The organism is Pseudochelatococcus sp. B33 (genome assembly GCF_053570585.1).
In genome coordinates this window covers 24,428-45,119 of sequence record NZ_JBSEFH010000036.1, presented here as the reverse complement: position 1 = coordinate 45,119, position 20,692 = coordinate 24,428, and the positions used below count along the sequence as shown (strand labels likewise).

The following is a 20,692-nucleotide window of genomic DNA, read 5'->3' as shown; positions in this document are numbered from 1 at the left end:
CATGTCGTCGAAGGACAGGTCTTCCGGCCCAAGCACTGCGGTTTCGCCCTGCCCGGACCAGGTGTCGTCGAGCAGCAGCCGCGCGGCGACCGCCGCGATGTCCCGCGTGGCGCAGCTGGGCAACCTGAGATCGCCCGAGATCGGCGAGAAGAACAGTCCCTGGTCGCGGATCGAGGCTGCCTGCCACAGAATATTGTCCATGAACGACGGCATGACGAGCGCCCGGAAGGCGGCCCCCGTGTCCGCGATCAGGTCGTCCATCGCCAGCGATCCCGTAACATAGCCCGCCTGGTCGGCCAGTGGCGTTGCGCGCCCCAGCGCCGATACGCTGACGACGCGGCGGACGCCGTGAGAAACCATCGCTTCGACCGCAGGGCGGCTGAAGTCCACATAGACGGCCATGACGCTGTCCGCCTTCGGATCAGCCGGCACGAGCCAGAAGAGCGCTTCGGCGCCACGGAAAGCCTCTTCGACAATAGAGGGATCGCCATGCGACCCTTCCACGATCTCGGCTCGCTCCCGCACGTCCGGCGCAAGGCGCGACCGATCGCGGGCGATCAGCCGGACGCGGGTGCCGGCTTCGAGCAGATCGGAAACGAGATGGGTGCCGATTCTGGATGTCGGCGCTGTTACGACAATCATGGAAAGCTCCCGATTGAGTGGTCACCACGTACGGGCGCTGCTTCCGGGACCTCGACCGCCCTTGGTGAGGGTCTGAGATAGCCGTTTGCCTGTCGGATGGTCCATGCGATATGATCCAGCATATCTTCGCAATCGTCCGAGGTTACATGGATCCACTGTCGCAAGTGCTCTCGCTGCTCAAACCGCAGAGCTATGTTTCCTCCGGCTTTCATGCCGGCGGCGATTGGTCGGTGCAGTTCGGCGACCAGCACCAACTCATCAAATGCTATGCGGTTGTGGCGGGGTCTTGCTGGCTCGTGGTCGATGGGCTTTCCGAGCCGCTGATTCTCGAGGAAGGCGACAGTTTCGTTCTGCCGAGCGGCCAGCCTTTTCGTCTGGCCAGCGATCTCGACCTGCCGTCCGTTCCGGCCTCCGAAATCTTTCCGGCCGCCCGCCGAGGTGGTGAGGTCTTCATCAACGGCGGCGGCGACCTGTTTCTGGTTGGCAGCCGGTTTGGCGTGAGCGGCGGTCATGCCGGCATGCTGTTGGCGATGCTGCCGCCCGTCGTGCATCTCCATAAGGCGTCGGAACAAGCGGCGCTGCGCTGGTCGGTCGAGCGAATGATGCAGGAGTTACGTGAGGGCGAACCGGGCGGCTATCTGGTCGCTCAGCATCTCGCCCATATGATGCTGGTCCAGGCGCTGCGCGCTCATCTGGCGGAGGGGCCCGGCGTCGGCGTGGGCTGGTTCTTTGCGCTTGCGGACCGGCAACTCGCCAAGGCGATCACCGCCATTCACGCCGATCCGGCCCGCCGCTGGACTCTGCAGGAGCTCGGCGAGGTCGCCGGCATGTCCCGCTCGACCTTCGCGCTGCGGTTCAAGGAGACGGCGGGCGAAACGCCGATGGACTATCTCAGCCGATGGCGCATGCTGCTCGCCTGCGACAGGCTGGAGAACTCCGGCGATCCGGTGTCTGTGATCGCGCCTGCGCTCGGCTACGAATCCGAAAGCGCGTTCAGCACGGCGTTCAAGCGCGTGATGGGCTGCTCGCCCCGGCAGTATGGCCGCGCACGCAAGCCGGCCGCACCGCGGAACGGCGCGCAGATCCCTTTGTCTCCGGCGCAGCTTCTGGAGAGTTGAGGCGGACTCTCAGCCGTTGAGGTCGTTCAGCAACGCCTCGATCTCGCCGCGCGAGGCAAGGCGGAACCTGTCCGATGGGCCGTAACCAATCTCCAACTCGCCTGCTGCAAGGCGCGACATGGCGGCATCCGCGAATGCATCAACGGAAACGCCTTCGGTATGCAGGCCGGCCCCGCCGAGATCGGTATCCACCGCTGGCGGGACGATCTCGACGATCCTGACGCCACCACCGGCTAGGTCTGCCCGCAGCGCCATCGTGAATGCGTGCAGCGCCGCCTTGGTCGCCACATAGACGGCGGCGAACTTGAGCGGCAGGAAGGCAAGCCCCGACGAGACATTGATGATCGCCGCTTGCGGCTGCGCGGACAGGCGCGGCAGGAGCAGCGACGTGAGGTGCATCGGCCAGAGAACGGCTGCCTGGCACGTTACAGCTACAGAAGACGACGTACTTTAGGCGGGCGTAAGTTAGTCTCAGGAACTTCGTCGGAATCGAGCAGCTCCGTGAAGTGCCCGGACGTCCTTGAAGCTGGTAACACAACGAACACGGACCAGAATGACATATGCTTCTCGGAATCAGATTACATCAAGGCTGCCGCCCGGCGTGGAACAAGCCCCGTTTTTCGCGGGTAGGATGCTGGTCGTTCAGGCCGGTTCGAAAACGTGGTTCCGGCGACGCATCACTGCCCTACCCTGCGTCACCGGATTCCTTGGAGTAAAAATAAGGGTGATACACGTCTCAGGCGCATTTCCGCAGTAATACACCAGCTTTGGAGGTCGCTGTTGACTGCTTTGCTTTACGCAGCTAGTTCGGTATAAAGGCCGATAGGCCTTGAGGAGATACTATGCCGACGCAACTCATTCGCCCTGAACCTGACGATACGACACGAGAGCGGATACTGAAGGCAGCCATGCTGCGCTTCTCGGCTCATTCCTACGAGGAGACGGGACTACGCGACCTGGCGGCCGACGTCGGCGTCGACGTAGCCTACGTGCATCGCTGCTTCGGTTCGAAGGAAGAGTTGTTCCGTCAGGCTGTCAAGGCCATCCTCCAACCTGGACGTCTTTTCACCGGGGACCCGAGCGAGTTTCCCTCCAGGCTGGCAAAGGAGGTTTTGACAGACAGGGGTGCAAACGAAATTCGGTCGCTCGATATCATCGTCCGTTCATTTTCCAGTCCCGATGCTTCTCGCGTCCTTGGCAGTGTGATCGCGGATGACTTCATAAAACCCCTTCTTGGTAAGCGTGCGGGGGTGTCGGAGAGGCGCGCAGCGCTCGTCGGTGCATTTCTCGCCGGGGTCGGCATCCTGCGCGACATAATCCGCGCCGAACCACTGCGGGAGGCGGAAGGGGGCGAGCTTGAGTTGCTCATCTCGCAGGTGATCGCTGGTCTCCTGGCTGACGAATCATACGTTGAGAGGACGACGCCGGAGACATTCACTGAGCAAACGATTTCCAGGTAAGCGCACCGCCCGGGATATTCGGCTGACGAAGGCGGGAACGGTCATCCCTGTTCGAGCGCTTCGACCGAATATTGCGCGAGGCGGCTATTCCCAATGTCAAGACAGGCGTCGACGCGTCGCTGGTTGCTGCCCTGCCCAACGCATCACTCATGTGGAGAAGACAGACAGCAAGGCAGGCTAGCTCCAGCAAGCAATGTTGCCACAATCAAACGCCAGCTTGGGATCTGTGGTTTCTGGCCCTTGCGCGCAGCGCGATACATCATAGGGCCCGACATGGAGAGGCCGATTGTCACTCAAGTCCGGCTGCCTGTGCTTGCGCCATGCCGTCTTGCGCGAGATCGACGCTTGCCACCACCGACATGCCGGGCACCAGTCTGTCTGCCAGCGGTTGCCTGGGCTCAATGGCGATCCTGACCGGAATGCGCTGGGACACCTTGGTAAAATTGCCGGTGGCGTTGTCGGCCTTGATGACCGAGAATTCCGAACCCGTGGCCGGTGCAAAACGCTCTATCCGGCCCGAAAACCGCTGACGCCCGAGAGCGTCGACGGTGAATGTCACTTGCTGCCCCGCGCGCATGTGGGTGAGTTGGGTCTCCTTGAAGTTGGCGACGACCCAGACACGATCCGGCACGATCGAGCCGATCTGCGTGCCCGCCGATACATATTGGCCGAGCCTGCCAGTGACTTCGCCGAGCGTGCCGTCCTGCGGCGCGACGATGCGTGTGTTCGCGAGATCGATCTCGGCGAGCTTCACGGCCGCCCTGGCATTCTCCACGCTGGCTACAAGCGATCGCCGGCCTACGACGATCGAGTGAAGCTCCTGTTCGGCGATCAACTCTGCCGCCTCCGCCTGATGCACCGCGGCCTGAGCCTGATTGAAGGCTCCCCGGTTTTTCTCCGCCTCGCTCTGGCTGGTGAAGTTCTTCTTGAGCAGACTTTCGGTGCGCTCATAGGCTGTTCTGGCGACATCGAATGCCGCCCTGGCACTTTCGAGCGCAGCGCGGGCAGACGTGATCCTGGCCTCCGCCGCCTTGCGGCTCTGTTCCGAGTTGGCGAGCGAGGCTTCGGCCGCCGCGAGCGTCGCTTTCGCCTGCTCCAGTTTCTGCGCATAGATACGATCGTCAATTCTGGCGATCAGATCGCCGGCCGCCACCTTCTGGTAATCCTGGACCGGGACCTCGACGAGATAACCGGACAGCTGGGGGCTCAGGATGGTGACCTGGCCACGCACATAGGCGTCATCCGTCGTTTCGACCGTGCCGCCGAACGGGGGCAGATTCCACGTATAGAGCACGACGAACACGCCGGAGATGCCGATGCAGAGAGCCACGTAGGTGGCGATCGAGCGAAAGAGTTTGGTCATGTAGCGGTTCCGCTTCCGGTCTGCCTCGATGTCTCGCCTCAGGCGCCGGCGGGCGCCGGGTTGGGGAATAATCGCTCGCGATTGCGCCACGCCACATGGATGCAAAGGCAGGCGAACGCGATGAGCGAGAGACAGGCCGTCAACAGGAACAGGTCGTTATAGGCGAGAGCATAGGCCTGCTGCTGCACCTGTCTGGCGAACAGTGCGGTTCCCTGCTGCGCCTGCTGGCTCGGATCGGCGAGCACCTTGCTGTAAGCGCTGCCGAGCTGCTTCAGCCGCGCCGCGACCAGCGGATCGGTGGATGCCAGCCGCGAGACCAGCCGGAAGGAGTGGAATTGCTCGCGCCACTGCACGAACGTGCCGTAGACCGCGCTGCCCAGGTAACCACCGATCTTCTGCGTGGCGAGGAAAACCACGATGAAGGAGAGGATATAGTTCTGGCCGCGCTTCATGGCCGCCATCAGGCCGACTGCCAATGCCGGTGGCAGGAAAAGACCACTCGCGAAACTGACCAGCATCTGGCTGAGATACATCTGCTCAGGCCGCGTCAGCACGGTCGACCGGCTATCCATGTAGCTGCCGATCGCGACCAGCAGGAGAGACAGCGCGTGGATCGCCGATTCCCGCCCTGGCTTCATGATCGCGGCGCAGAAGATGCCGGCGGCAACCGAACTCGCAAGGATGACCCAGTAGAGGCCCGCCATGTGCTCCGTCAGCAGGCCGGCATTGCGCAGGAAGCCGATGGCGCCCGTGGTCTGCTCCGACAGCACGAGGCGGGAGATCATCAGCGCCCCGGTGAAGTGCAGCATTTCGCGCGAGGTTAGCCAGCGGATGTCGACGAGGTGGTTCTCCCGATTGAGCTCGACGACGGCAAAGACAGTGCCGGCGACGATTCCGGCGATGATGACCCACGCCAGCCACTCCGCCGCGGTCCACCAATAAAGACGCCCCATTGTCAGCGCCACGGCGAAGCAGCCGAGGGCAATCGCCAGAAGGAGGTAGCTCACGACGTCGGTTCCGCTGATCACCTTGGCGCGCGGCGGAGACGCAAGCGGCAGCAGGTAGACGAGCCCGAGCGACAGCATGGCGAGACCCATTTCGAGCAGGCGAAGGCTGTAGTGACTGCCAAGTTGCATCAGCATCGGTGAAATGATGCCGGCGACAGACGTGGGAACGGCAATCGCGGTCAAGGCGATGCAAAGTCCCGCATTCAGTTTCCTGGCCGGAGGAATAGGCTCGAGAATATAGAGAAAACCGAGTGACGTCATGGGAGCAGCCGCAACGCCCGCCAGGAAACTCGTCGCGAGCGCCATGCGGTAGTCGTCCGCCCAATAGTGGATGCAGCTGACTACGACATAGACCACGAGCGCCACCTCGGCGAAGTTCCGCAGCCCGAATTGGGTGCGCATCTTGAAGAGCATTAGGGTCAGGCTGGCGTTCGGGAAATAATAGGCCGCCATCAGCCAGGTGAGTTCGACCTGGGTGAGGTGCATGGGACCCGCGATCTGCTGCAGGTTGACGGAAATGAGGCTTGCGCCAAGCCCCTGCGTCAACGCGATCAGCGTTCCCGCGAGGATATAGGCGGCCGTCATCGGCAGCGATTTCGGCATGACGGACGGAGGCGGAGCCGGCTGGGCCGGTACACCGTCGGATTCCGGCGACTTTTGCACAATCGTAGCTGCATCGTCCGCCGTCACGGTCTCCAGTGCGGCAACACTCTCACGCGAGGACATCGATATCCTCCAGCTTGGCAACATTGGCCGACATGCGCCCGAGCAGCGTCATGGCTGCCGCCAGATCATCGGGATCGATGTCCTCGAAGATCCGCTTGCGCATCTCCTCCCCGATCGAGCGGACGAGTGCTGCCTGTTCCTCGCCATGGGGCGTGAGCACGACGAGTTTCACTCGGCGGTCATTCGGGCCCGGCCGCCTCTCGACGAGGCCATGTTCCTCCATGCGGTCCAGCAGACGCACCAGCGTCGCCTGCTCGAGCTCCAGCTCGCACGCCAACTCGCTCTGGGTCATGTTCTGTTTTCTGATGAGACGCAGAAGCGCACGAGCACGCGGATATGTCAGGCCATGAGCCGTAACCTGCTGGTTAAAGGCTGTGTGAATCTTGCGGCTCACCTTGGTGAGCACCTCGAGGAACTCGGAGGTGATCGGACTGGGTTTCATCGCGGGCTTATAGTTAGTGCACTAATAATATGATGACTATCATCTAGCATGAGAACCGTCGTAGTTCAAGATGCCTGATGATGCCGGTTTTCTGTTGTTTTGGAGATCCCCTCCCCGCGCAGCATCCGACCCCGATCCCATACCGGAACGCCCCCGGATGAGCCCGGGGGCGGGCGTTTTTCCGGCGGTCTGCACCGCGGGTGGGACTGATGGGCGTTCCTCGAAGCGGTTGGTTTTGGACTCAGAACGTGTTGAACTTGTAGTTCAGGCCGGCACGGACGACGCCGAACTCGGTGTCCTTGCGCTTGTTGTAGATCGTCGGGGCGTAGAAGAAGTTGCGGTCTTCCTTGCCGAGGTTGACATAGAGACCTTCGACCCGAGCCGTGATGTTGTCGGTGAAAGCGTACTCGATACCGGCGCCCAGCGTCCAGCCGGTGCGGGTATCGTTGTCCTGCGAGTAGTAGATGCCGTCGTAGACGAAGCCGTTACTGTCGCCTCCGCCGCCATAAGCGAAACCGCCAGTGCCGTAGATGAGCACGCGGTCGATCGCGAAACCGAGGCGGGCGCGGACAGTGCCGAACCACTCGATGCCGTTGGAGGAGGAACCGATGCCGGAATAGCCCCAGGCGTTGTTCTTGCCCTTCAGGTCGGCATAGTTGATGTCGGCCTCGACACCGACGACAAACTGGTCGATCTGGTAATTGTAGCCGATCTGGCCACCGCCGGTGAAGCCGCCGTCGTCGCTGCCCGACTTGTAGTAGCCGCCATCGATATAATAGCCGTTGTCGTTGTTGGCGTTCCACGCGTAACCGGCGTTGACACCAACGTAGAAGCCCGTCCAGGTGAAGACCGGGGCAACGTAGACCGGAGCGACCGGCTCGATCTGACGGCTGGGAAGGTCGGCGGCGAAAGCTGCGCCCGACGCAGCCAGACCGGTAGCGACCACACCTCCAAACAGTACTTTCTTTATATCCAGAACCTGTTTCATGATTCACTCCATAGGTTTCTTTTCATTGCAGCCCCGCCTTCCGGCGGGACATGCGTTTCGTGGGGCTCCAAGCGAAGGCGCAGCCGAGCCGAAGCGCATCATCCTGCGTGTATGGCATCGTGCAGGTTACGGCGCAGTGCGGGAAGGCACGTCATCAGTTCCCCCGATGATCCGGCACAGGCGCGCGCTGGGCATCACCATCCGGAGCCGCGTCGCCGCTCATTAGTTCCTCGATCGTTTGCACGATGATTTCCTCAAGTTCCCTACCGTCTAGTTCGAGAAGCGGATCGGCCCGGATGACATTCCTCAGGATACCCGCACCGATGAGGAAGGCAGCGACGAGCGCAGCGCGCTTCTCCGACACCTGTCCGCGTTTCCTCATCAGCGGGCACACGAAGTCCTCCATAAGGCTATCGCGTAGAACACGCGAAGCGGCAGGACTCGAGAACGAGCGAATGACAATGTCGAGCGACCGGATCTCGTTTTCCCCGCGCTCGGCCAGCAGTTCCGCGGCGAGGGTGGGCGCAAGCTCGTCAGCGTCTTTGGAAAAGAGGCGCTCGGGTTGCGTCGTGGCCCTCACAGCTTCGAGAAAGAGCTTTTCCTTCGAGCCGAAGCAGCGATGTACATAAGCGGGATCGACACCGACGTCTGCCGCGACATCGCGCAGTCCCGTCTCCTCATATGAATGCGCCGAGAAACGCAACATGGCGGCTTTCAGGATGCGTTCGCGTGTCGAATCTCCCGCCCCGATCTTGATGGTAGTCCTTGGCATTTTTCTCCACGATGCCCGGTTGACGATATCGAAGATGTAGACTTATATTCGCGTCAGGTCAACAGGTGGTGACAACAGTTGTCAACGGACGATGACAGTTGTAGTTAGTATGCTTAATATAAATAAAATCCTATGACAAATCGCAATTTTGCGAGATTTTCAGGAGGCATGACGATGTCACATGGGCATAGCGATTCGCAGAATCAATCTGTAAGCAGCAGTATTGGTGACTATGATTTCCCGAAAGCGGACTGGTTGAAGGAACTGGGGCAGGCTCCGGCGAAAGTTTATGCGGAGCTCTATCGCAATGCGCTTCGCGTCGCTGCGCGTCAGTTGGAGAACCAGGCGGATTATCTCCGGGAGTTGTCCGAAGCAGAGGGTCCTCAGGACGTGTTCGCGCGCCATTCCGGGTTTGCGCAAAAATTCCTGGCGGGGTGGATCGCGGAAGGACAGCGACTGTTCACGTTGAATCGGGAGAGCGACGTCACAACTGAGTAACGTGATCGGCTGTTCAATCTACCTGCTTTAACAAAGCTATGTGGTGCTGACGCAAACGTCGCCGGATGCTCTCGCTTGTCCTGAATTCCTGACGGAAAAGTCAACGGCGCCTCGATGAGGCACTGGAGGGAACTTGCGTCCTCGAGCGATCTTCGATCGAGAAAAACTCATGAGGAGCAGCTTGTTTCTGGACTGCCTGCGATGACTGCAGCGACCTTGATCGCCGGTCCGTTCAGCTTCGTCGGCCTGATGGCACCGCACATGGCGCGCATGATCGGCCTCCAGCGCAGCACTCACCAACTGATAACTGATCGGCGCGGCGCTCATCGGGGCCAGCATCCTCGTCATCGCCGACTTCCTCGGGAGGAATCTCCTGTTTCCCTATCAAATCCCAGCCTGTCTGCTCGCGACCTTCATAGGAGGGCCATACTTCATGTGGCTGATGCGCAAATGACGATCCTTCGAGCATCCCCCTCGGACCGACTGTTCAGGGTTGCCGAAGTCCGCCGCTCCGTTCTCCTCACGCCGCGCATGCGCCGGATCACGCTCGGCGGCGGCCTCAACGACTATCCCTGGCACCCGGACGCCCTCGGGCCGCATATCAAGCTTGTCTTCCCTCGGGATGGGTCGGCGGAAAACGGGCTCGCGACGTTGACCGCCGACCGCCATGACAAACACGCCTGTGCCGTGCGGACTTACACCGTGCGCCGTTTTGATCCGGCGAGAGGCGAACTGGACATCGACTTCGTGATGCACGGCGACGGCATCGCCTGCCGGTGGGCGGCCGATGCACGGAACGGCGACCCGATCGGGCTGTGGCTGCGCGAGCCTCGCCGGCGGGCACACCACACTATTATTCGAGCCGCCGGTCGCGAACCGTCCGCGATACTGGCAGCCGGCGCACTTCGCTTCCGCCGCCGCCACGCTGGACCAGCTGACGGACGGCCGCCTGCGCATCAACACCGTATCTGGCAAGGATAATCTTACGGCCTACGCTGACAGCGAGGGAGGCCAGACGCAACCTACGATCGCACTAGGGAGTTCATCCGGCTGGTTTGCCGTCTATGGTCCGAGGAGGACATCACCCATGAAGGGGAGTACTTCCGCGTGAGGTCCTCCACTGTCGAGCTGCGCATCAAGGTGCGGGGTGAGCGGGCGCTCCTCAGGCTCTACTTCGGTGGAGCCTCGGCCGCCGAGCGGGTCGCTGCGGCGGAAGCCGACCTTCAGTTGTTCTGGGGCGAGCCGCTCAACGACATCGGGGAGCTGATCGATCACCTCAGGGAACTTGGCAGGAAGCTGGACAGGGATCTCCCTCCGCCGGATTTCGGCTTGAGGACTACCACCCTCGTCCGCGACAGCACGGAGCAGGCCTGGGCCGATGCACAGGCCAACGTCACGGCGCTCGCCGGCGGCGTGCATGCAATCTGGAACGATCATCGGCGGGCCGCCGCGATAGGCCAACCGCGACTGCTCGATCAGCAGGCGCGCGGCGAGGTACTCGACGACAACCTCTATACCACTCCCGGCAAGTTCGGCAGCGAGGGAGCAGCTACGACCTGGCTCGTCGGTTCGACGGTAGATGTCGCCCATTCGCTGAAGAAATACCGGATCTCGGCATCATACACTTCGTGCTTCCCGATCCGCCCTATCTGTCTGAGATCAGGCGGCAGGGCGATCAGTTGCTGCCGCTGCTGCGCAGCTGAAGGGGCGTGATGCAACGAAGCTAGGAGATCCTTGGCTGCTGCATCCGGTCCTCCTGCGCACAGAATATTATTGACTAAATCTATAAACTAAATTAAAAATTTATAGTCAAAAGCACCTCCTGAGAGATCCGCGGAGCGCACCATGAAATCAATCAAGACATTGGCGAGAAGACCCTTTCTCACTTTCGCGGCAGGACTTGCCTGCCTTGTTGCTCTTGGCGCCCCGCCGTCGTTCTCCGCTGAGCCATTGCCTTCGGAGGTGCGCATCACTTACAGCGGCGGTGCCCAGCTCATCGTCAACGCCAAGGTCGACGGCTCGCTGGAGCAGGCGTTTGGTGTGCCGGTGAAGTGGATACAATTTGCTTCCGGTGCGGATGTCCTGCCGTTGTTTGCCTCCGACAGCATCGAGATTGCAAATTTCGGCTCCAGCCCCACAGTCTCGGCCATCGTTCGCAAGTTGCCTATCGAACTCGTCGGCGTTTCCGCGGATATTGCGACTTACGAACGCCTCGTCGCTCGCGAGGGGATCAATTCGCTTAAGGATCTTGAAGGCAAGACCGTTGGCTATCCGCCGAACTCCACTGCTCAATACGCACTCGATGCGGCCATTGACCTCAACAGCATCGACCGCAGTAAGATCAAGTTCGTGCCGCTTCGGCCCGACGAACTTGTGGCAGCCTGGCGCCGTGGCGATGTGGACGCAGCCTATGTCTGGGCGCCATTCAACTCAGCTCTTGAAGAAGCCGGGGGCCATCCGATTTTCTTCACCAAGGATCTCAAGAAGGATGGCTACCTGATCTTCAACGGCTTGTCGGTCAGCAAGACTTTCGGCGAGAAGCATCCCGAGCTGGTGGCCAAGCTGCTGCTGGTCCAGCAGCAGCAGGTCGAGAACTACCGCCGGGATCCCGAGGTCGTGATCGCAGCGATTGCCAAGGAACTGGGAGCAACCGAGGCTGCGGTGGCGGATTCTCTGGCGGGCAATGCCTATCCTTCAATCACCGAGCAGCGGACAAACGCCTGGTTCGGCGATGGCACCAACGTCGACGAGACGACCATCGCCGGTGCTGCGCGCAAGACCGCCGAATTCCTTGGCAGCATCGATCAGGTTCGCACCCAGGACATCCCCGAATCGTTTGCGCAGTCGATCAATCCGAAGTACCTGGGCTTGGCCGAACAACTCCAGAAGTCTTCGGCGGCTCAATGACATGGCGTGCCGCGGTCAGCACCGCTTCGGTGCTGACCGTCTTTGGACTATGGCAGATCGCCGGTCAACGTGGCTGGGTCGATTCCCTCTTCCTGCCTCCCCCTACCGAAATCGCCGAGACCGCCTACCGCATCTGGCGCGATGGCTACGGTCAGATCCCGCTTTGGGAACACGTAGGTATCAGCATAGCACGGGCGGTCTCGGCGTTCGCCGTTGCAATCGCGATCGGCGTGCCGCTGGGTCTGCTCATGGGTCGCAGCGCTTTCCTGTCGGCAGCGCTGGACCCTTACGTGCAATTCTTGCGGCCGCTTCCCAAGATTGCCCTCATACCGCTGACCATCGTATGGCTGGGGATTGGCGAATCGTCCAAGTTTTTCCTGATTTTTATCTCGACTTTCCTCAACGTAGTGGTCGGCGCCGCCGCCGCCGTGCTGCAGGTATCAATCGGACACATTCGCGTGGCGCAAACGCTCGGCCTGACACGCAGTCAAATTTTTTGGCACGTGGTATTTCCCGACTGCTATCCGGCACTGTTCACTACCGTGCGGTTATCGGTGGGTATCGGCTGGACGTCGCTGGTTGCTGCCGAAATGATCGCCTCTTCTTCGGGCGTTGGCTGGATGATCGTCAATGCGGGTTCCTACCTGCGCACGGACGTCGTTCTCATCGGCATCCTGATACTTGGGACTTTGGGTTACCTGCTTGATCTTTCCATCGTGTCCCTACAACGCAGACTGGTGCCGTGGGCCGGCAAGGAGTGAGACTGCCGATGGCGAGCATTACGCTGGATGGGGTGAACTTCGATTTCGCGCCGCGATCCGGCAGGGCGAACCCGGGGCCTCCCGTGCTGGAAGACCTGTCGTTCCACATCGACGATGCAGAATTCTCTGTGCTGCTCGGACCGTCAGGCTGCGGCAAGTCCACCATACTCAACTTGGTGGCTGGTTTCGAGCGCCCACGCAGCGGACAAGTCCTCAGCGGGAACAACCCGGTGGTCGGACCCGATCCATCCCGCGGCATGGTCTTTCAGCAGCCGCAGCTATATCCTTGGCTTTCCGTCCTGCAGAATGTCACTTTTGGTCCGCGCATGAACGGCCGGCCTGAGGCCGAATATCTGCCCCAGGCCCATGAGTTGCTTCAGCTCGTGGGCCTGCATCGTCATGCGGGCGCCTATCCGTGGGAATTGTCCGGCGGAATGCGCCAGCGTGTCGCCCTCGCGCGTGCGTGGATCATGCGGCCGGACGTCCTGCTGATGGATGAGCCGTTCGGTGCGCTCGACGCACAGACCCGCAGCGTCATGCAAGAGCTATTGCTGGATATCTGGTCGCGGAGCCGTACCACGGTGCTGTTCGTTACCCACGACGTCGACGAGGCGCTGCTGCTCGGCAGTCGTGTGCTCATGATGTCTGCACGTCCCGGCCGTATCGTGGACGATGTCCCCATGCCGTTTGCGTATCCACGCGACGCCGATACCTTGCTGGAAAATGCCCAGTACACCACGCTCAAGCGACGGGTCCTTCGCAGGGTCCGGGAAGAGGCCGTGCGGCATCTTGCCAGTTGATTCATATCTCGCCCAGGGCAAAAAGGCGAAGGCCGGTGCCCGCGTGTAACGCGTCCGATAATGCCCGGGGGACCTAGGATCAGAAGCGGCGGACACGAAAGACCCGCCGTCGCCGCATGGCGGTCGGGTGCATTCGCGACGATGCTGACGACCGAAGCAAGGTGGGGTGCCGTCGCCTCCAGCCCGTCAGGAACGCGAGGGCGGCATCGCGCGGGACCACAATGCGGCGATATCCCCGGGCCGCCTCATTCGCCGTGTTGGTGAGCAGGCGCGTCCACTCATCCTCGCTCTCAACCGGTGGACTTGATGAAGAGCGACTTTTGCACCTTGCTTGTTTGAGAACGGTTGCCTCCTCCGGTACTATTCCGGCGCGCGATCGCTCGAAAGCGAAATCGAGGTGTTGCAGGGCCGGCCCGGCACAAGCCGGGGCAGTTCGCCTTCGCGACTTCGGATCGTTCCGAAGGTGCGCATCCTTACACCATTGCCTTGGCATGGAACGACAGGGACCGCCGGATCACCCTCGCCAACAAGGAATTGGGCGACCATACCGGCTGGCTGCGCGAGAAACTGCATATCGGACAGGGTGCGCGGATCGAGGGGCCGTATGGCTGCTTCGATTTCGGCAACGGTCATCCCCAGCAGATCTGGATCGGCGGCGGGATCGGCGTCACGCCATCCATCGCCGCCATGGTGCATCGGGTGCAGGAGCGGCAAGCGCACCCCGATCATCCCTTGCCCGCCATCGACCTGTTCCACACGACGGCCGGCCTCGACGAGACGGCCATCGCCAAGCTGAAGGCGGACGCGGAGGCCGCCGACGTGCGTCTGCATGTCTCGGTCGACGCCCGCGACGGCTTACCGACCGGCGAGTGCACCCGCATGGCCGTACCAACCTGGCGCGAGGCGAGCATCTGGTTCTGCGGTCCCGCAGGTTTCAGCGCCGCACTGCGACGGGACTTTGCCGCGCATGGGATGCCTGTGCAGGAGCGGTTTCACCAGGAACTGCTCGAACTGCGGTCACGCCCCGTCGTCGGCGCCCTGTAGAGGTGGCCCACTTGGTCGGCCTCTTTCTTTATGAGGTTGGTTGCGAGCTGCGGCACCCCCCAATTTGAACCTCACTCGCGTTAACTCATTGATTTTGAGTGACGTATGTGTGGTTCATCATGTTCTTCGGGAATCTACGACGGTCGAGATTCAAAACCAAAGCCTTGCCAAGCTGTTGGCTTGGGGGGCTTTATATGATTTGTCTGGTTGCGGGGCGGGCGACCACCGATACTGACATCGTCAGAGGTGACGATTTGACGCCTTCGTCGATGCATACAATGTCATTCACCGCCTCAAGACCCTCATCGGCGCATGATGTGGAACGTGATCCGGCTGAGGAAAAGATCTGGAGCGTATCGTCCGGCCTGCGTGGCGAAAGCAACATTCGCGGAGCGGATTGAGTTATACGGCGATTGGCTGAGGCTGCAGCGTCACACGTCGTTCTTGGCATCCAAAGGAACAGCTACGCCAATCGATGAAGGCGTCGACCGGCTTGCCGGTCGACGCCTTCATCGGTTTCAGCGGCCCCCTCCGGACGGCTTGCGCCATCGGGAGAGGCCTTTTCTGTCCGGCGGGGGGGCCCTCGCCAGGCGGTCAGTTATGCAGGTCGAAGCGGTCGAGGTTTGTCACCTTGGTCCAGGCGGCGACGAAATCATTGACGAACTTCTCCTGCGCATCCGAACTGGCGTAAACTTCCGCCAGAGCGCGCAGCACCGAGTTCGAGCCAAAGACGAGATCAACCCGCGTGCCGGTCCATCTGACCTCGCCGGTCCTGCGGTCGCGGCCCTCGAAGAGCTTCTGGTCTTCGGAAACCGCCTTCCATTGGGTGCCCATGCCCAGCAGGTTGACGAAGAAGTCGTTGGTCAGCACGCCCGGCCGGTCGGTGAGAACACCGTGGTTCGAACCGTCGAAATTGATGTTGATCGCACGCAAGCCCCCGATCAGCACGGTCAGTTCGGGTGCGGTCAGCGTCAGTTGCTGCGCCTTGTCGACCAGCACCACCTCGGCGGGCGCCGCAAGCCCGGCTTTCTCGTAGCTGCGGAAGCCGTCCGCCGCTGGTTCCAGGAAAGTGAAGGAATGCACGTCGGTCTGCGCCTGCGAGGCATCGGTACGGCCGGGAGAGAACGGCACCGTCACGTCATGTCCGGCGGCCTTGGCAGCCTGCTCGATGCCGGCATTGCCCGCCAGCACGATCAGGTCGGCCAGCGACACCTTCCTGCCGAGGCTGGCGCTCTGGTTGAACTCGAACTGGATGCGCTCCAGCACCTTCAGGACCTTATCGAGCTGCTCGGGCCGGTTGACCTCCCAATCCTTCTGCGGCGCGAGACGGATACGCGCCCCGTTGGCGCCGCCGCGCTTGTCGCCGCCGCGGAAGGTCGAGGCCGAGGCCCAGGCGGTGCCGACCAGTTCGGAGAGGCTGAGACCGGACTCCAGCGCCCTGGCCTTCAGCGCGGCGACATCGGCACCGTCGATCAGCGGATGATCGACGGGGGGCAGCGGATCCTGCCAGATCAGCTCTTCCTTCGGCACTTCCGGACCGAGATAGCGCGAGCGCGGACCGAGATCACGATGGGTGAGCTTGAACCAGGCGCGGGCGAATGCTTCGGCGAAGGCCTGCGGGTTCTGCAGGAAGCGGCGCGAGATCTTCTCATAGACCGGGTCGAAGCGTAGTGACAGGTCGGTCGTCAGCATGGTCGGCTTGCGCTTCTTCGCCGGATCGAACGGGTCGGGGATGATCGCCTCGGCGTCCCTCGCCTCCCACTGGATCGCGCCGGCGGGGCTGCGGGTCTGCACCCAGTCGTATTTGAACAGATTTTCGAAGAAGAAGTTGCTCCACTGCGCCGGTGTCTGCGTCCAGATGACCTCGAGGCCGCTGCCGATGGCGTCAGCGCCGTGCCCGGTGCCATAGTCGCTGGTCCAGCCAAGGCCCTGGGCCTCCAGGCCAGCCGCTTCGGGCTCCAGTCCCTTATGGGATTCGGGCGCAGCGCCATGGGTCTTGCCGAAGGTATGGCCGCCGCCGATCAGGGCGACGGTTTCTTCGTCATCCATCGCCATGCGCGCGAAGGTCTCGCGAATGAATGCCGCCGCCTCGAGCGGGTCGCCGCTCCTGTTCGGGCCTTCGGGATTGACGTAGATCAGACCCATCTCGGTGGCGCCGAGCGGCGCATCGAACTTGTCAAGCGAACGGTGCTCGAGCCAGGTCGTCTCGACGCCCCAGTTCACGTCGAGATCGGGTTCCCAGACGTCCTCGCGGCCAGCAGCGAAGCCGAAAGTACGGAACCCCATGGTCTCCAGCGCAACATTGCCTGTCAGGATCAGAAGGTCCGCCCAGGAGATCTTCTGGCCGTATTTCTGCTTGATCGGCCAAAGCAGGCGGCGCGATTTGTCGATATTCACATTGTCCGGCCAGCTATTGAGCGGCGCGAAGCGCTGCTGCCCGCGGCCGCCGCCGCCACGCCCGTCGGCCAGCCGGTAGGTGCCGGCGGAATGCCAGGACATGCGGATGAACTGAGGTCCGTAATGGCCGAAATCGGCCGGCCACCAGTCCTGCGAATCGGTCATCAGCTTGCGCAGGTCGTTCTTCAACTCCTCGTAGTCGAGCTTCTCGAACTCCTCACGATAGTTGAAGGTCGGATTCAGGGGATTGGACTTCGACGAATGCTGGTTCAGCAGATCGAGACGCAGTTGCTCAGGCCACCACCGGCTGTTCTGAGTGCCGCCGCCGACGACTGAACTCGAGGCGGCAGAGGAAAACGGGCACTTGGGCACAACTTCAGTCGTCATGACTATGCGTTCCTTTGCTGGCTTGGGGATCACAAACGGAGCAAATTCCCCGAAAGACGACGCTCGCCTCGATGATCCGCATGCCATGCGTATCAGCGGGCTCGATGCAGGGGGCATGACCGACGGCACAATCGACGTCCTCGACGCGACCGCATCGGATGCACTGGATATGATGATGATTGTCGTCGACGCGCGTCTCGTATCGCGCGCTGGCGGAATCCGGCAGGTTGATGCGACGAATCAGGCCTTTTCCCGAAAGAACCTGGACGATCAGATGGACGGACTGAAGCGAGATCGTCGGCAGGGAGGGGCTCACCGCCTGAAAGATAGCCTCGGCGTCGGCATGCGGATGGCCGTGCAGGAAATCCAGAACCGCCAGGCGCTGCGTCGTGGCGCGCAGCCCCTTGGCCCTCAGTGTCTGGGCCCAATCGTGAACATGGGAATGATTGGCCGGCGGATGGATCATGAGCTTAAGTGTAGAATCTTATTTTGAATTATTCAATATAAATGCTAGCCGCCGTTGGAAACGGCGTCGAGCCTGCGTTCGTGACGGGGTTGTCTGATCGCTGAGGTACGGCCAAGGCCTTGGCTGTGGCGCACAGGACACGTCGACCGTTGCGCGGGTACCGACACGTCCCGCTTTGCCAACATATATGTCCAATCAGGTACCATTATTCTGACATACCACTGGATGGCGCGAACCATCGATCGGCTGCGTATGGTCCCATCATGTTTTATGCGGCAACCTCCATTCAAGATTGCCGACGATCCCTTGTGGACGCACGATCAAGATCAACAGCAGGATGAGCGCTATGACGACTTCCTGTGTTCCTTTGGGAACGTATAAAGACTCACCCCCAAAAGCGATGCCTCTTTCCAGGGCTCTGAATAGCTCGCGCACGATACTGAATACGAGCGTGCCGACAACCGCTCCCGTGAGGCTGTACATGCCGCCAATGACGATCATGGCGATGGTCACGAACGTCATATCCAGCCAAAACATGTTGACCGCGAGAACACCGAGATAGTGTCCATAAAGCCCGCCGCTTATGCCCGCCAGCACTGCGCTCAGAACGAAGGCGCCAAGGCGTGGCCTCCACGTGGAAATGCCGCAGGCGCGCGAGGCTGCTTCCTCTTCCCGGCTGGCACGCAGGCGCAAGGCGGTCGTGCTGGTGTTGTAGAACTGGGCCACGACGATGGCCGCTGCCGCGAACGTCAGGGCAACCCACAGGTCAACGCGGAGAGGCAGGCCGACCAGCGTGCTCTGCCCTGCCGTCATGCCGTTCCAGTTCTCATAAAAGCTCTTGATGACGAACAGCAGCGACAGAAGGGCGATGGAGGCGGCGGTAGCGCCCAGGCGCATGATGGCCAGTCCTGAGAACAGCGCCACCAGCCCGGCCACCCCGCCAGCCAGCAGAATGGCGACGGGGACCGGCACGTCCACCGTTGCGATGAAGCTGGGCAGCGACGGCAGAAAGACATTCCGCATTCCCGAGCAGCAGGTTTGCCAAGCGGCGGCATAGGCGCCGATCATGGCGAAGCCCGCATGCCCGAAAGACACGACGCCGGAATTCGCCACGAATATCGAGAGTCCCACGACAAGCACGGTAGTGATCAGGGCTTCCGTGACCGCGCCCTTGAGGAACGTGCCCCCCACCGTCGTCGCCGCCACCGACAAGACGAGCAGGAGGAGGATCAAGGGCAAGGCGGGAAACAATGCCTTCAACAGGCGGTTGGAAGTCATATCCTGTTCCCCCCTGCCCCTCTGGCGAACAGCCCCTGCGGTCTTGCCACCAGCACGAGGATCACCAGCCCGTACACAAAAGCGTCTCTTGCTGGCCGCAGATCCGTAGGCAGCAAGGCCTGAAGCAAGGTCGACAAGACGCCGAGAAAGAATCCGCCGAGCGCCGCCCCGACCAGGGACCCCATGCCCCCGATCACCGTTCCGACGAAGCCCGCTATGGCGAGCGGTACGCCCATCCGGATGTCGAGGACCCCTGTCTTGGCGACATAAATCAACGTGACGACGCCGGCGAGGAGCCCGGACAATGCGAATGCGAGGGCGATCACACGATCCGCCTTCACGCCGAGCAGCCTGGCCGTGGAGAAATCCTCGGATGCCGCCCTGAGCTGGATGCCCGGACGGGTGCCGTGCAGAAAGCCGACCACAAGGACAAGCAGGGCCAGCAACGCAGCGATTGCCCCGATATCGGTCCGCGCGACCCTCGCGCCCCAGATTTGGATCTGGCCACTGAGCTCCGGGAAAATGCCGACGGATTTTGGCATGCCCGTATGGATGAAGAGCAGAATGCTCTGGATGAAATAGCCGACGGCAAACGACGATATCAGCAGGCTGGTGGGATCGGCTCCCCTGCGCCGCAGGGGCCGGAATGCCGCGCGCTCGCTGAAGACCGTCGCGAGCGCGACAAATCCCAGGATTGAGGGGATAAGCAGCCAGGCGGACCAGCTGCCGATCAAGGGGACTGCGACATCTGCCGTCGACGGCACGACCAATGCGTAGGCACCGAGCGTTATCAGGTCCCCATGGGCAAAATTGATCATCCTCATGACGCCGAAGATCAGGCCGATACCCAGGGAGATCAGGGCGTACTGACCGCCGAGACTGAGGCTGTCGATCAATAGCTGAAGAAAACTCATGGATGCACCGCCTCGCCGAAATAAGCTCGTTCGAATGCGTGATCGTCCTTGAGAACCCGGGAGGCGCCTTGGGCGACCAAGCTGCCCGAGCGCAGCAGGTACAACCGGTCTGCATTGTTGAGAGCGCGACGCAGGCTCTGGTCGACCAGAAGTATCGTCAGCCCCTCCTCCCGCAGCCGCCGTAGAACCGAAAAAACCGTCTCGACGAACTTGGGAGCAAGGCCAAGGGATGGTTCGTCGAGGATCAGCAGTCTTGGCTGCGCGAACAGCGCACGCGCGATCGCGAGCTGCTGTTGTTCTCCGCCCGACAGGAGGCCGGCGTAGGAATTGAATCTGTCCCGAAGAATGGGAAAGAGCGCAAGAAGCTGCTCGAGCTGGCGCCTTTGCTCTTGCGCTCCCCGTTGGCGCAGCCGGGCGCGGGATACGACCTCGAAGTTCTCCCTCACTGTCAATCGGGAGAAAATGCCCCGTCCTTCCGGAACAAGAATGATGCCGCGCTCCATTCGCTTTTCGGGCGGAAGCGTTCCCAGGTCCGATCCATCGAAAAGGACCGAGCCGGCGAACGGCCTCAAGGCGCCGGCAATCGTGAGGGCGGTGGTCGTCTTGCCCGCCCCGTTCGGTCCGATGAAGCTGATCGTCTCGCCTTCGTCGATGTGGAAATCAAGATCACGTATCGCGGGAATATTACCGTACCTGACTTCAAGTCCGCGAACATCGAGCAA

19 protein-coding genes and 2 pseudogenes are annotated in these 20,692 nt (G+C 61.6%); 9 read left to right on the top strand and 12 right to left on the bottom strand.

Features of this window, described 5'->3' with window-relative positions; genetic code table 11:
• A partial coding sequence (locus tag ACUSIJ_RS27165; RefSeq protein ID WP_449311549.1) for an NAD(P)H-binding protein occupies positions 1–642 on the bottom strand: 642 nt, incomplete at its 3' end.
• A gap of 146 nt (positions 643–788) precedes the next feature.
• Here ACUSIJ_RS27165 and ACUSIJ_RS27160 point away from each other — a divergent pair.
• A complete protein-coding gene (locus tag ACUSIJ_RS27160) occupies positions 789–1,760 on the top strand; it encodes an AraC family transcriptional regulator (RefSeq protein WP_449311548.1) in 972 nt (323 codons plus the stop codon).
• 9 nt (positions 1,761–1,769) lie between these two features.
• On the opposite strand, the gene ACUSIJ_RS27155 is transcribed toward ACUSIJ_RS27160, so the two are convergent.
• Positions 1,770–2,159, bottom strand: a complete 390-nt coding sequence (locus tag ACUSIJ_RS27155; RefSeq protein ID WP_449311547.1) for an SDR family NAD(P)-dependent oxidoreductase — start codon at positions 2,157–2,159, stop codon at positions 1,770–1,772.
• 443 nt (positions 2,160–2,602) lie between these two features.
• On the opposite strand from ACUSIJ_RS27155, the gene ACUSIJ_RS27150 reads away from it, so the two are divergent.
• The gene (locus tag ACUSIJ_RS27150) at positions 2,603–3,220 is read left to right on the top strand and encodes a TetR/AcrR family transcriptional regulator (protein ID WP_449311546.1); all 618 of its coding nucleotides are present in this window, start codon (positions 2,603–2,605) and stop codon (positions 3,218–3,220) included.
• Between the two features lie 289 nt (positions 3,221–3,509).
• Here the strand turns inward: ACUSIJ_RS27150 and ACUSIJ_RS27145 are convergent, their stop codons facing one another.
• From ACUSIJ_RS27145 to ACUSIJ_RS27125, 5 genes are all read right to left on the bottom strand, one after another.
• The gene (locus ACUSIJ_RS27145) at positions 3,510–4,583 is read right to left on the bottom strand and encodes an HlyD family secretion protein (protein ID WP_449311545.1); all 1,074 of its coding nucleotides are present in this window, start codon (positions 4,581–4,583) and stop codon (positions 3,510–3,512) included.
• A gap of 38 nt (positions 4,584–4,621) precedes the next feature.
• Positions 4,622–6,316: an MFS transporter gene (locus tag ACUSIJ_RS27140; RefSeq protein WP_449311544.1), complete on the bottom strand. Its 1,695-nt coding sequence runs from the start codon at positions 6,314–6,316 to the stop codon at positions 4,622–4,624.
• On the bottom strand, positions 6,303–6,758 hold the full coding sequence (locus ACUSIJ_RS27135; RefSeq protein WP_449311543.1) for a MarR family winged helix-turn-helix transcriptional regulator: 456 nt from the start codon (positions 6,756–6,758) through the stop codon (positions 6,303–6,305). The genes ACUSIJ_RS27140 and ACUSIJ_RS27135 overlap by 14 nt, the downstream gene beginning before the upstream one ends.
• 241 nt (positions 6,759–6,999) lie before the next feature.
• Entirely contained in the window at positions 7,000–7,746 is a 747-nt protein-coding gene (locus tag ACUSIJ_RS27130) for an outer membrane protein (RefSeq protein ID WP_449311542.1), read from the bottom strand.
• A gap of 154 nt (positions 7,747–7,900) precedes the next feature.
• Positions 7,901–8,518: a TetR/AcrR family transcriptional regulator gene (locus tag ACUSIJ_RS27125; RefSeq protein ID WP_449311541.1), complete on the bottom strand. Its 618-nt coding sequence runs from the start codon at positions 8,516–8,518 to the stop codon at positions 7,901–7,903.
• Positions 8,519–8,692: 174 nt separating this feature from the next.
• Here ACUSIJ_RS27125 and ACUSIJ_RS27120 point away from each other — a divergent pair, with 174 nt between their 5' ends.
• The 7 genes and pseudogenes from ACUSIJ_RS27120 (at position 8,693) to ACUSIJ_RS27090 (ending at position 14,528) form a co-directional block, all read left to right on the top strand.
• Positions 8,693–9,016: a phasin family protein gene (locus ACUSIJ_RS27120; protein WP_449311540.1), complete on the top strand. Its 324-nt coding sequence runs from the start codon at positions 8,693–8,695 to the stop codon at positions 9,014–9,016.
• A gap of 114 nt (positions 9,017–9,130) precedes the next feature.
• Positions 9,131–9,820: pseudogene (locus ACUSIJ_RS27115) on the top strand (siderophore-interacting protein); the annotation flags it as partial.
• 19 nt (positions 9,821–9,839) lie between these two features.
• Positions 9,840–10,719: pseudogene (locus ACUSIJ_RS27110) on the top strand (LLM class flavin-dependent oxidoreductase); the annotation flags it as partial.
• Between the two features lie 142 nt (positions 10,720–10,861).
• Positions 10,862–11,923, top strand: a complete 1,062-nt coding sequence (locus tag ACUSIJ_RS27105) for a taurine ABC transporter substrate-binding protein (RefSeq protein ID WP_449311539.1) — start codon at positions 10,862–10,864, stop codon at positions 11,921–11,923.
• Positions 11,920–12,684 carry an ABC transporter permease gene (locus ACUSIJ_RS27100; RefSeq protein ID WP_449311538.1) on the top strand — a complete coding sequence of 255 codons (765 nt, stop codon included), beginning with the start codon at positions 11,920–11,922 and terminating at the stop codon, positions 12,682–12,684. The genes ACUSIJ_RS27105 and ACUSIJ_RS27100 overlap by 4 nt, the downstream gene beginning before the upstream one ends.
• Before the next feature lie 8 nt (positions 12,685–12,692).
• A complete protein-coding gene (locus tag ACUSIJ_RS27095; RefSeq protein ID WP_449311537.1) occupies positions 12,693–13,484 on the top strand; it encodes an ABC transporter ATP-binding protein in 792 nt (263 codons plus the stop codon).
• Between the two features lie 486 nt (positions 13,485–13,970).
• Positions 13,971–14,528, top strand: a complete 558-nt coding sequence (locus ACUSIJ_RS27090; RefSeq protein WP_449311536.1) for a hypothetical protein — start codon at positions 13,971–13,973, stop codon at positions 14,526–14,528.
• A gap of 594 nt (positions 14,529–15,122) precedes the next feature.
• Here ACUSIJ_RS27090 and katG read toward each other — a convergent pair.
• The 5 genes from katG to ACUSIJ_RS27065 form a co-directional block, all read right to left on the bottom strand.
• Positions 15,123–17,312 carry a catalase/peroxidase HPI gene (gene katG, locus ACUSIJ_RS27085; protein ID WP_449311535.1) on the bottom strand — a complete coding sequence of 730 codons (2,190 nt, stop codon included), beginning with the start codon at positions 17,310–17,312 and terminating at the stop codon, positions 15,123–15,125.
• Positions 17,302–17,778, bottom strand: coding sequence for a Fur family transcriptional regulator (locus ACUSIJ_RS27080; protein WP_449311534.1), 477 nt, complete (start codon positions 17,776–17,778; stop codon positions 17,302–17,304). Before ACUSIJ_RS27080 ends, katG begins: the two co-directional genes overlap by 11 nt.
• Positions 17,779–18,039: 261 nt before the next feature.
• Positions 18,040–19,056, bottom strand: a complete 1,017-nt coding sequence (locus tag ACUSIJ_RS27075) for a branched-chain amino acid ABC transporter permease (RefSeq protein ID WP_449311533.1) — start codon at positions 19,054–19,056, stop codon at positions 18,040–18,042.
• Positions 19,053–19,970, bottom strand: coding sequence for a branched-chain amino acid ABC transporter permease (locus ACUSIJ_RS27070; protein WP_449311532.1), 918 nt, complete (start codon positions 19,968–19,970; stop codon positions 19,053–19,055). Before ACUSIJ_RS27070 ends, ACUSIJ_RS27075 begins: the two co-directional genes overlap by 4 nt.
• Positions 19,967–20,692 (bottom strand): ABC transporter ATP-binding protein, encoded by a 726-nt coding sequence (locus ACUSIJ_RS27065; RefSeq protein WP_449311531.1) that lies wholly within the window; start codon positions 20,690–20,692, stop codon positions 19,967–19,969. Before ACUSIJ_RS27065 ends, ACUSIJ_RS27070 begins: the two co-directional genes overlap by 4 nt.

Bases quoted from the DNA above. Each gene is read 5' to 3' on its own strand.
- ACUSIJ_RS27160 (WP_449311548.1), top strand. From the start codon at position 789: ATGGATCCACTGTCGCAAGTGCTCTCGCTGCTCAAACCGCAGAGCTAT.
- ACUSIJ_RS27155 (WP_449311547.1), bottom strand. From the start codon at position 2,159: ATGCACCTCACGTCGCTGCTCCTGCCGCGCCTGTCCGCGCAGCCGCAA.
- ACUSIJ_RS27150 (WP_449311546.1), top strand. From the start codon at position 2,603: ATGCCGACGCAACTCATTCGCCCTGAACCTGACGATACGACACGAGAG.
- ACUSIJ_RS27145 (WP_449311545.1), bottom strand. From the start codon at position 4,583: ATGACCAAACTCTTTCGCTCGATCGCCACCTACGTGGCTCTCTGCATC.
- ACUSIJ_RS27140 (WP_449311544.1), bottom strand. From the start codon at position 6,316: ATGTCCTCGCGTGAGAGTGTTGCCGCACTGGAGACCGTGACGGCGGAC.
- ACUSIJ_RS27135 (WP_449311543.1), bottom strand. From the start codon at position 6,758: ATGAAACCCAGTCCGATCACCTCCGAGTTCCTCGAGGTGCTCACCAAG.
- ACUSIJ_RS27130 (WP_449311542.1), bottom strand. From the start codon at position 7,746: ATGAAACAGGTTCTGGATATAAAGAAAGTACTGTTTGGAGGTGTGGTC.
- ACUSIJ_RS27125 (WP_449311541.1), bottom strand. From the start codon at position 8,518: ATGCCAAGGACTACCATCAAGATCGGGGCGGGAGATTCGACACGCGAA.
- ACUSIJ_RS27120 (WP_449311540.1), top strand. From the start codon at position 8,693: ATGTCACATGGGCATAGCGATTCGCAGAATCAATCTGTAAGCAGCAGT.
- ACUSIJ_RS27105 (WP_449311539.1), top strand. From the start codon at position 10,862: ATGAAATCAATCAAGACATTGGCGAGAAGACCCTTTCTCACTTTCGCG.
- ACUSIJ_RS27100 (WP_449311538.1), top strand. From the start codon at position 11,920: ATGACATGGCGTGCCGCGGTCAGCACCGCTTCGGTGCTGACCGTCTTT.
- ACUSIJ_RS27095 (WP_449311537.1), top strand. From the start codon at position 12,693: ATGGCGAGCATTACGCTGGATGGGGTGAACTTCGATTTCGCGCCGCGA.
- katG (WP_449311535.1), bottom strand. From the start codon at position 17,312: ATGACGACTGAAGTTGTGCCCAAGTGCCCGTTTTCCTCTGCCGCCTCG.
- ACUSIJ_RS27080 (WP_449311534.1), bottom strand. From the start codon at position 17,778: ATGATCCATCCGCCGGCCAATCATTCCCATGTTCACGATTGGGCCCAG.
- ACUSIJ_RS27075 (WP_449311533.1), bottom strand. From the start codon at position 19,056: ATGACTTCCAACCGCCTGTTGAAGGCATTGTTTCCCGCCTTGCCCTTG.
- ACUSIJ_RS27070 (WP_449311532.1), bottom strand. From the start codon at position 19,970: ATGAGTTTTCTTCAGCTATTGATCGACAGCCTCAGTCTCGGCGGTCAG.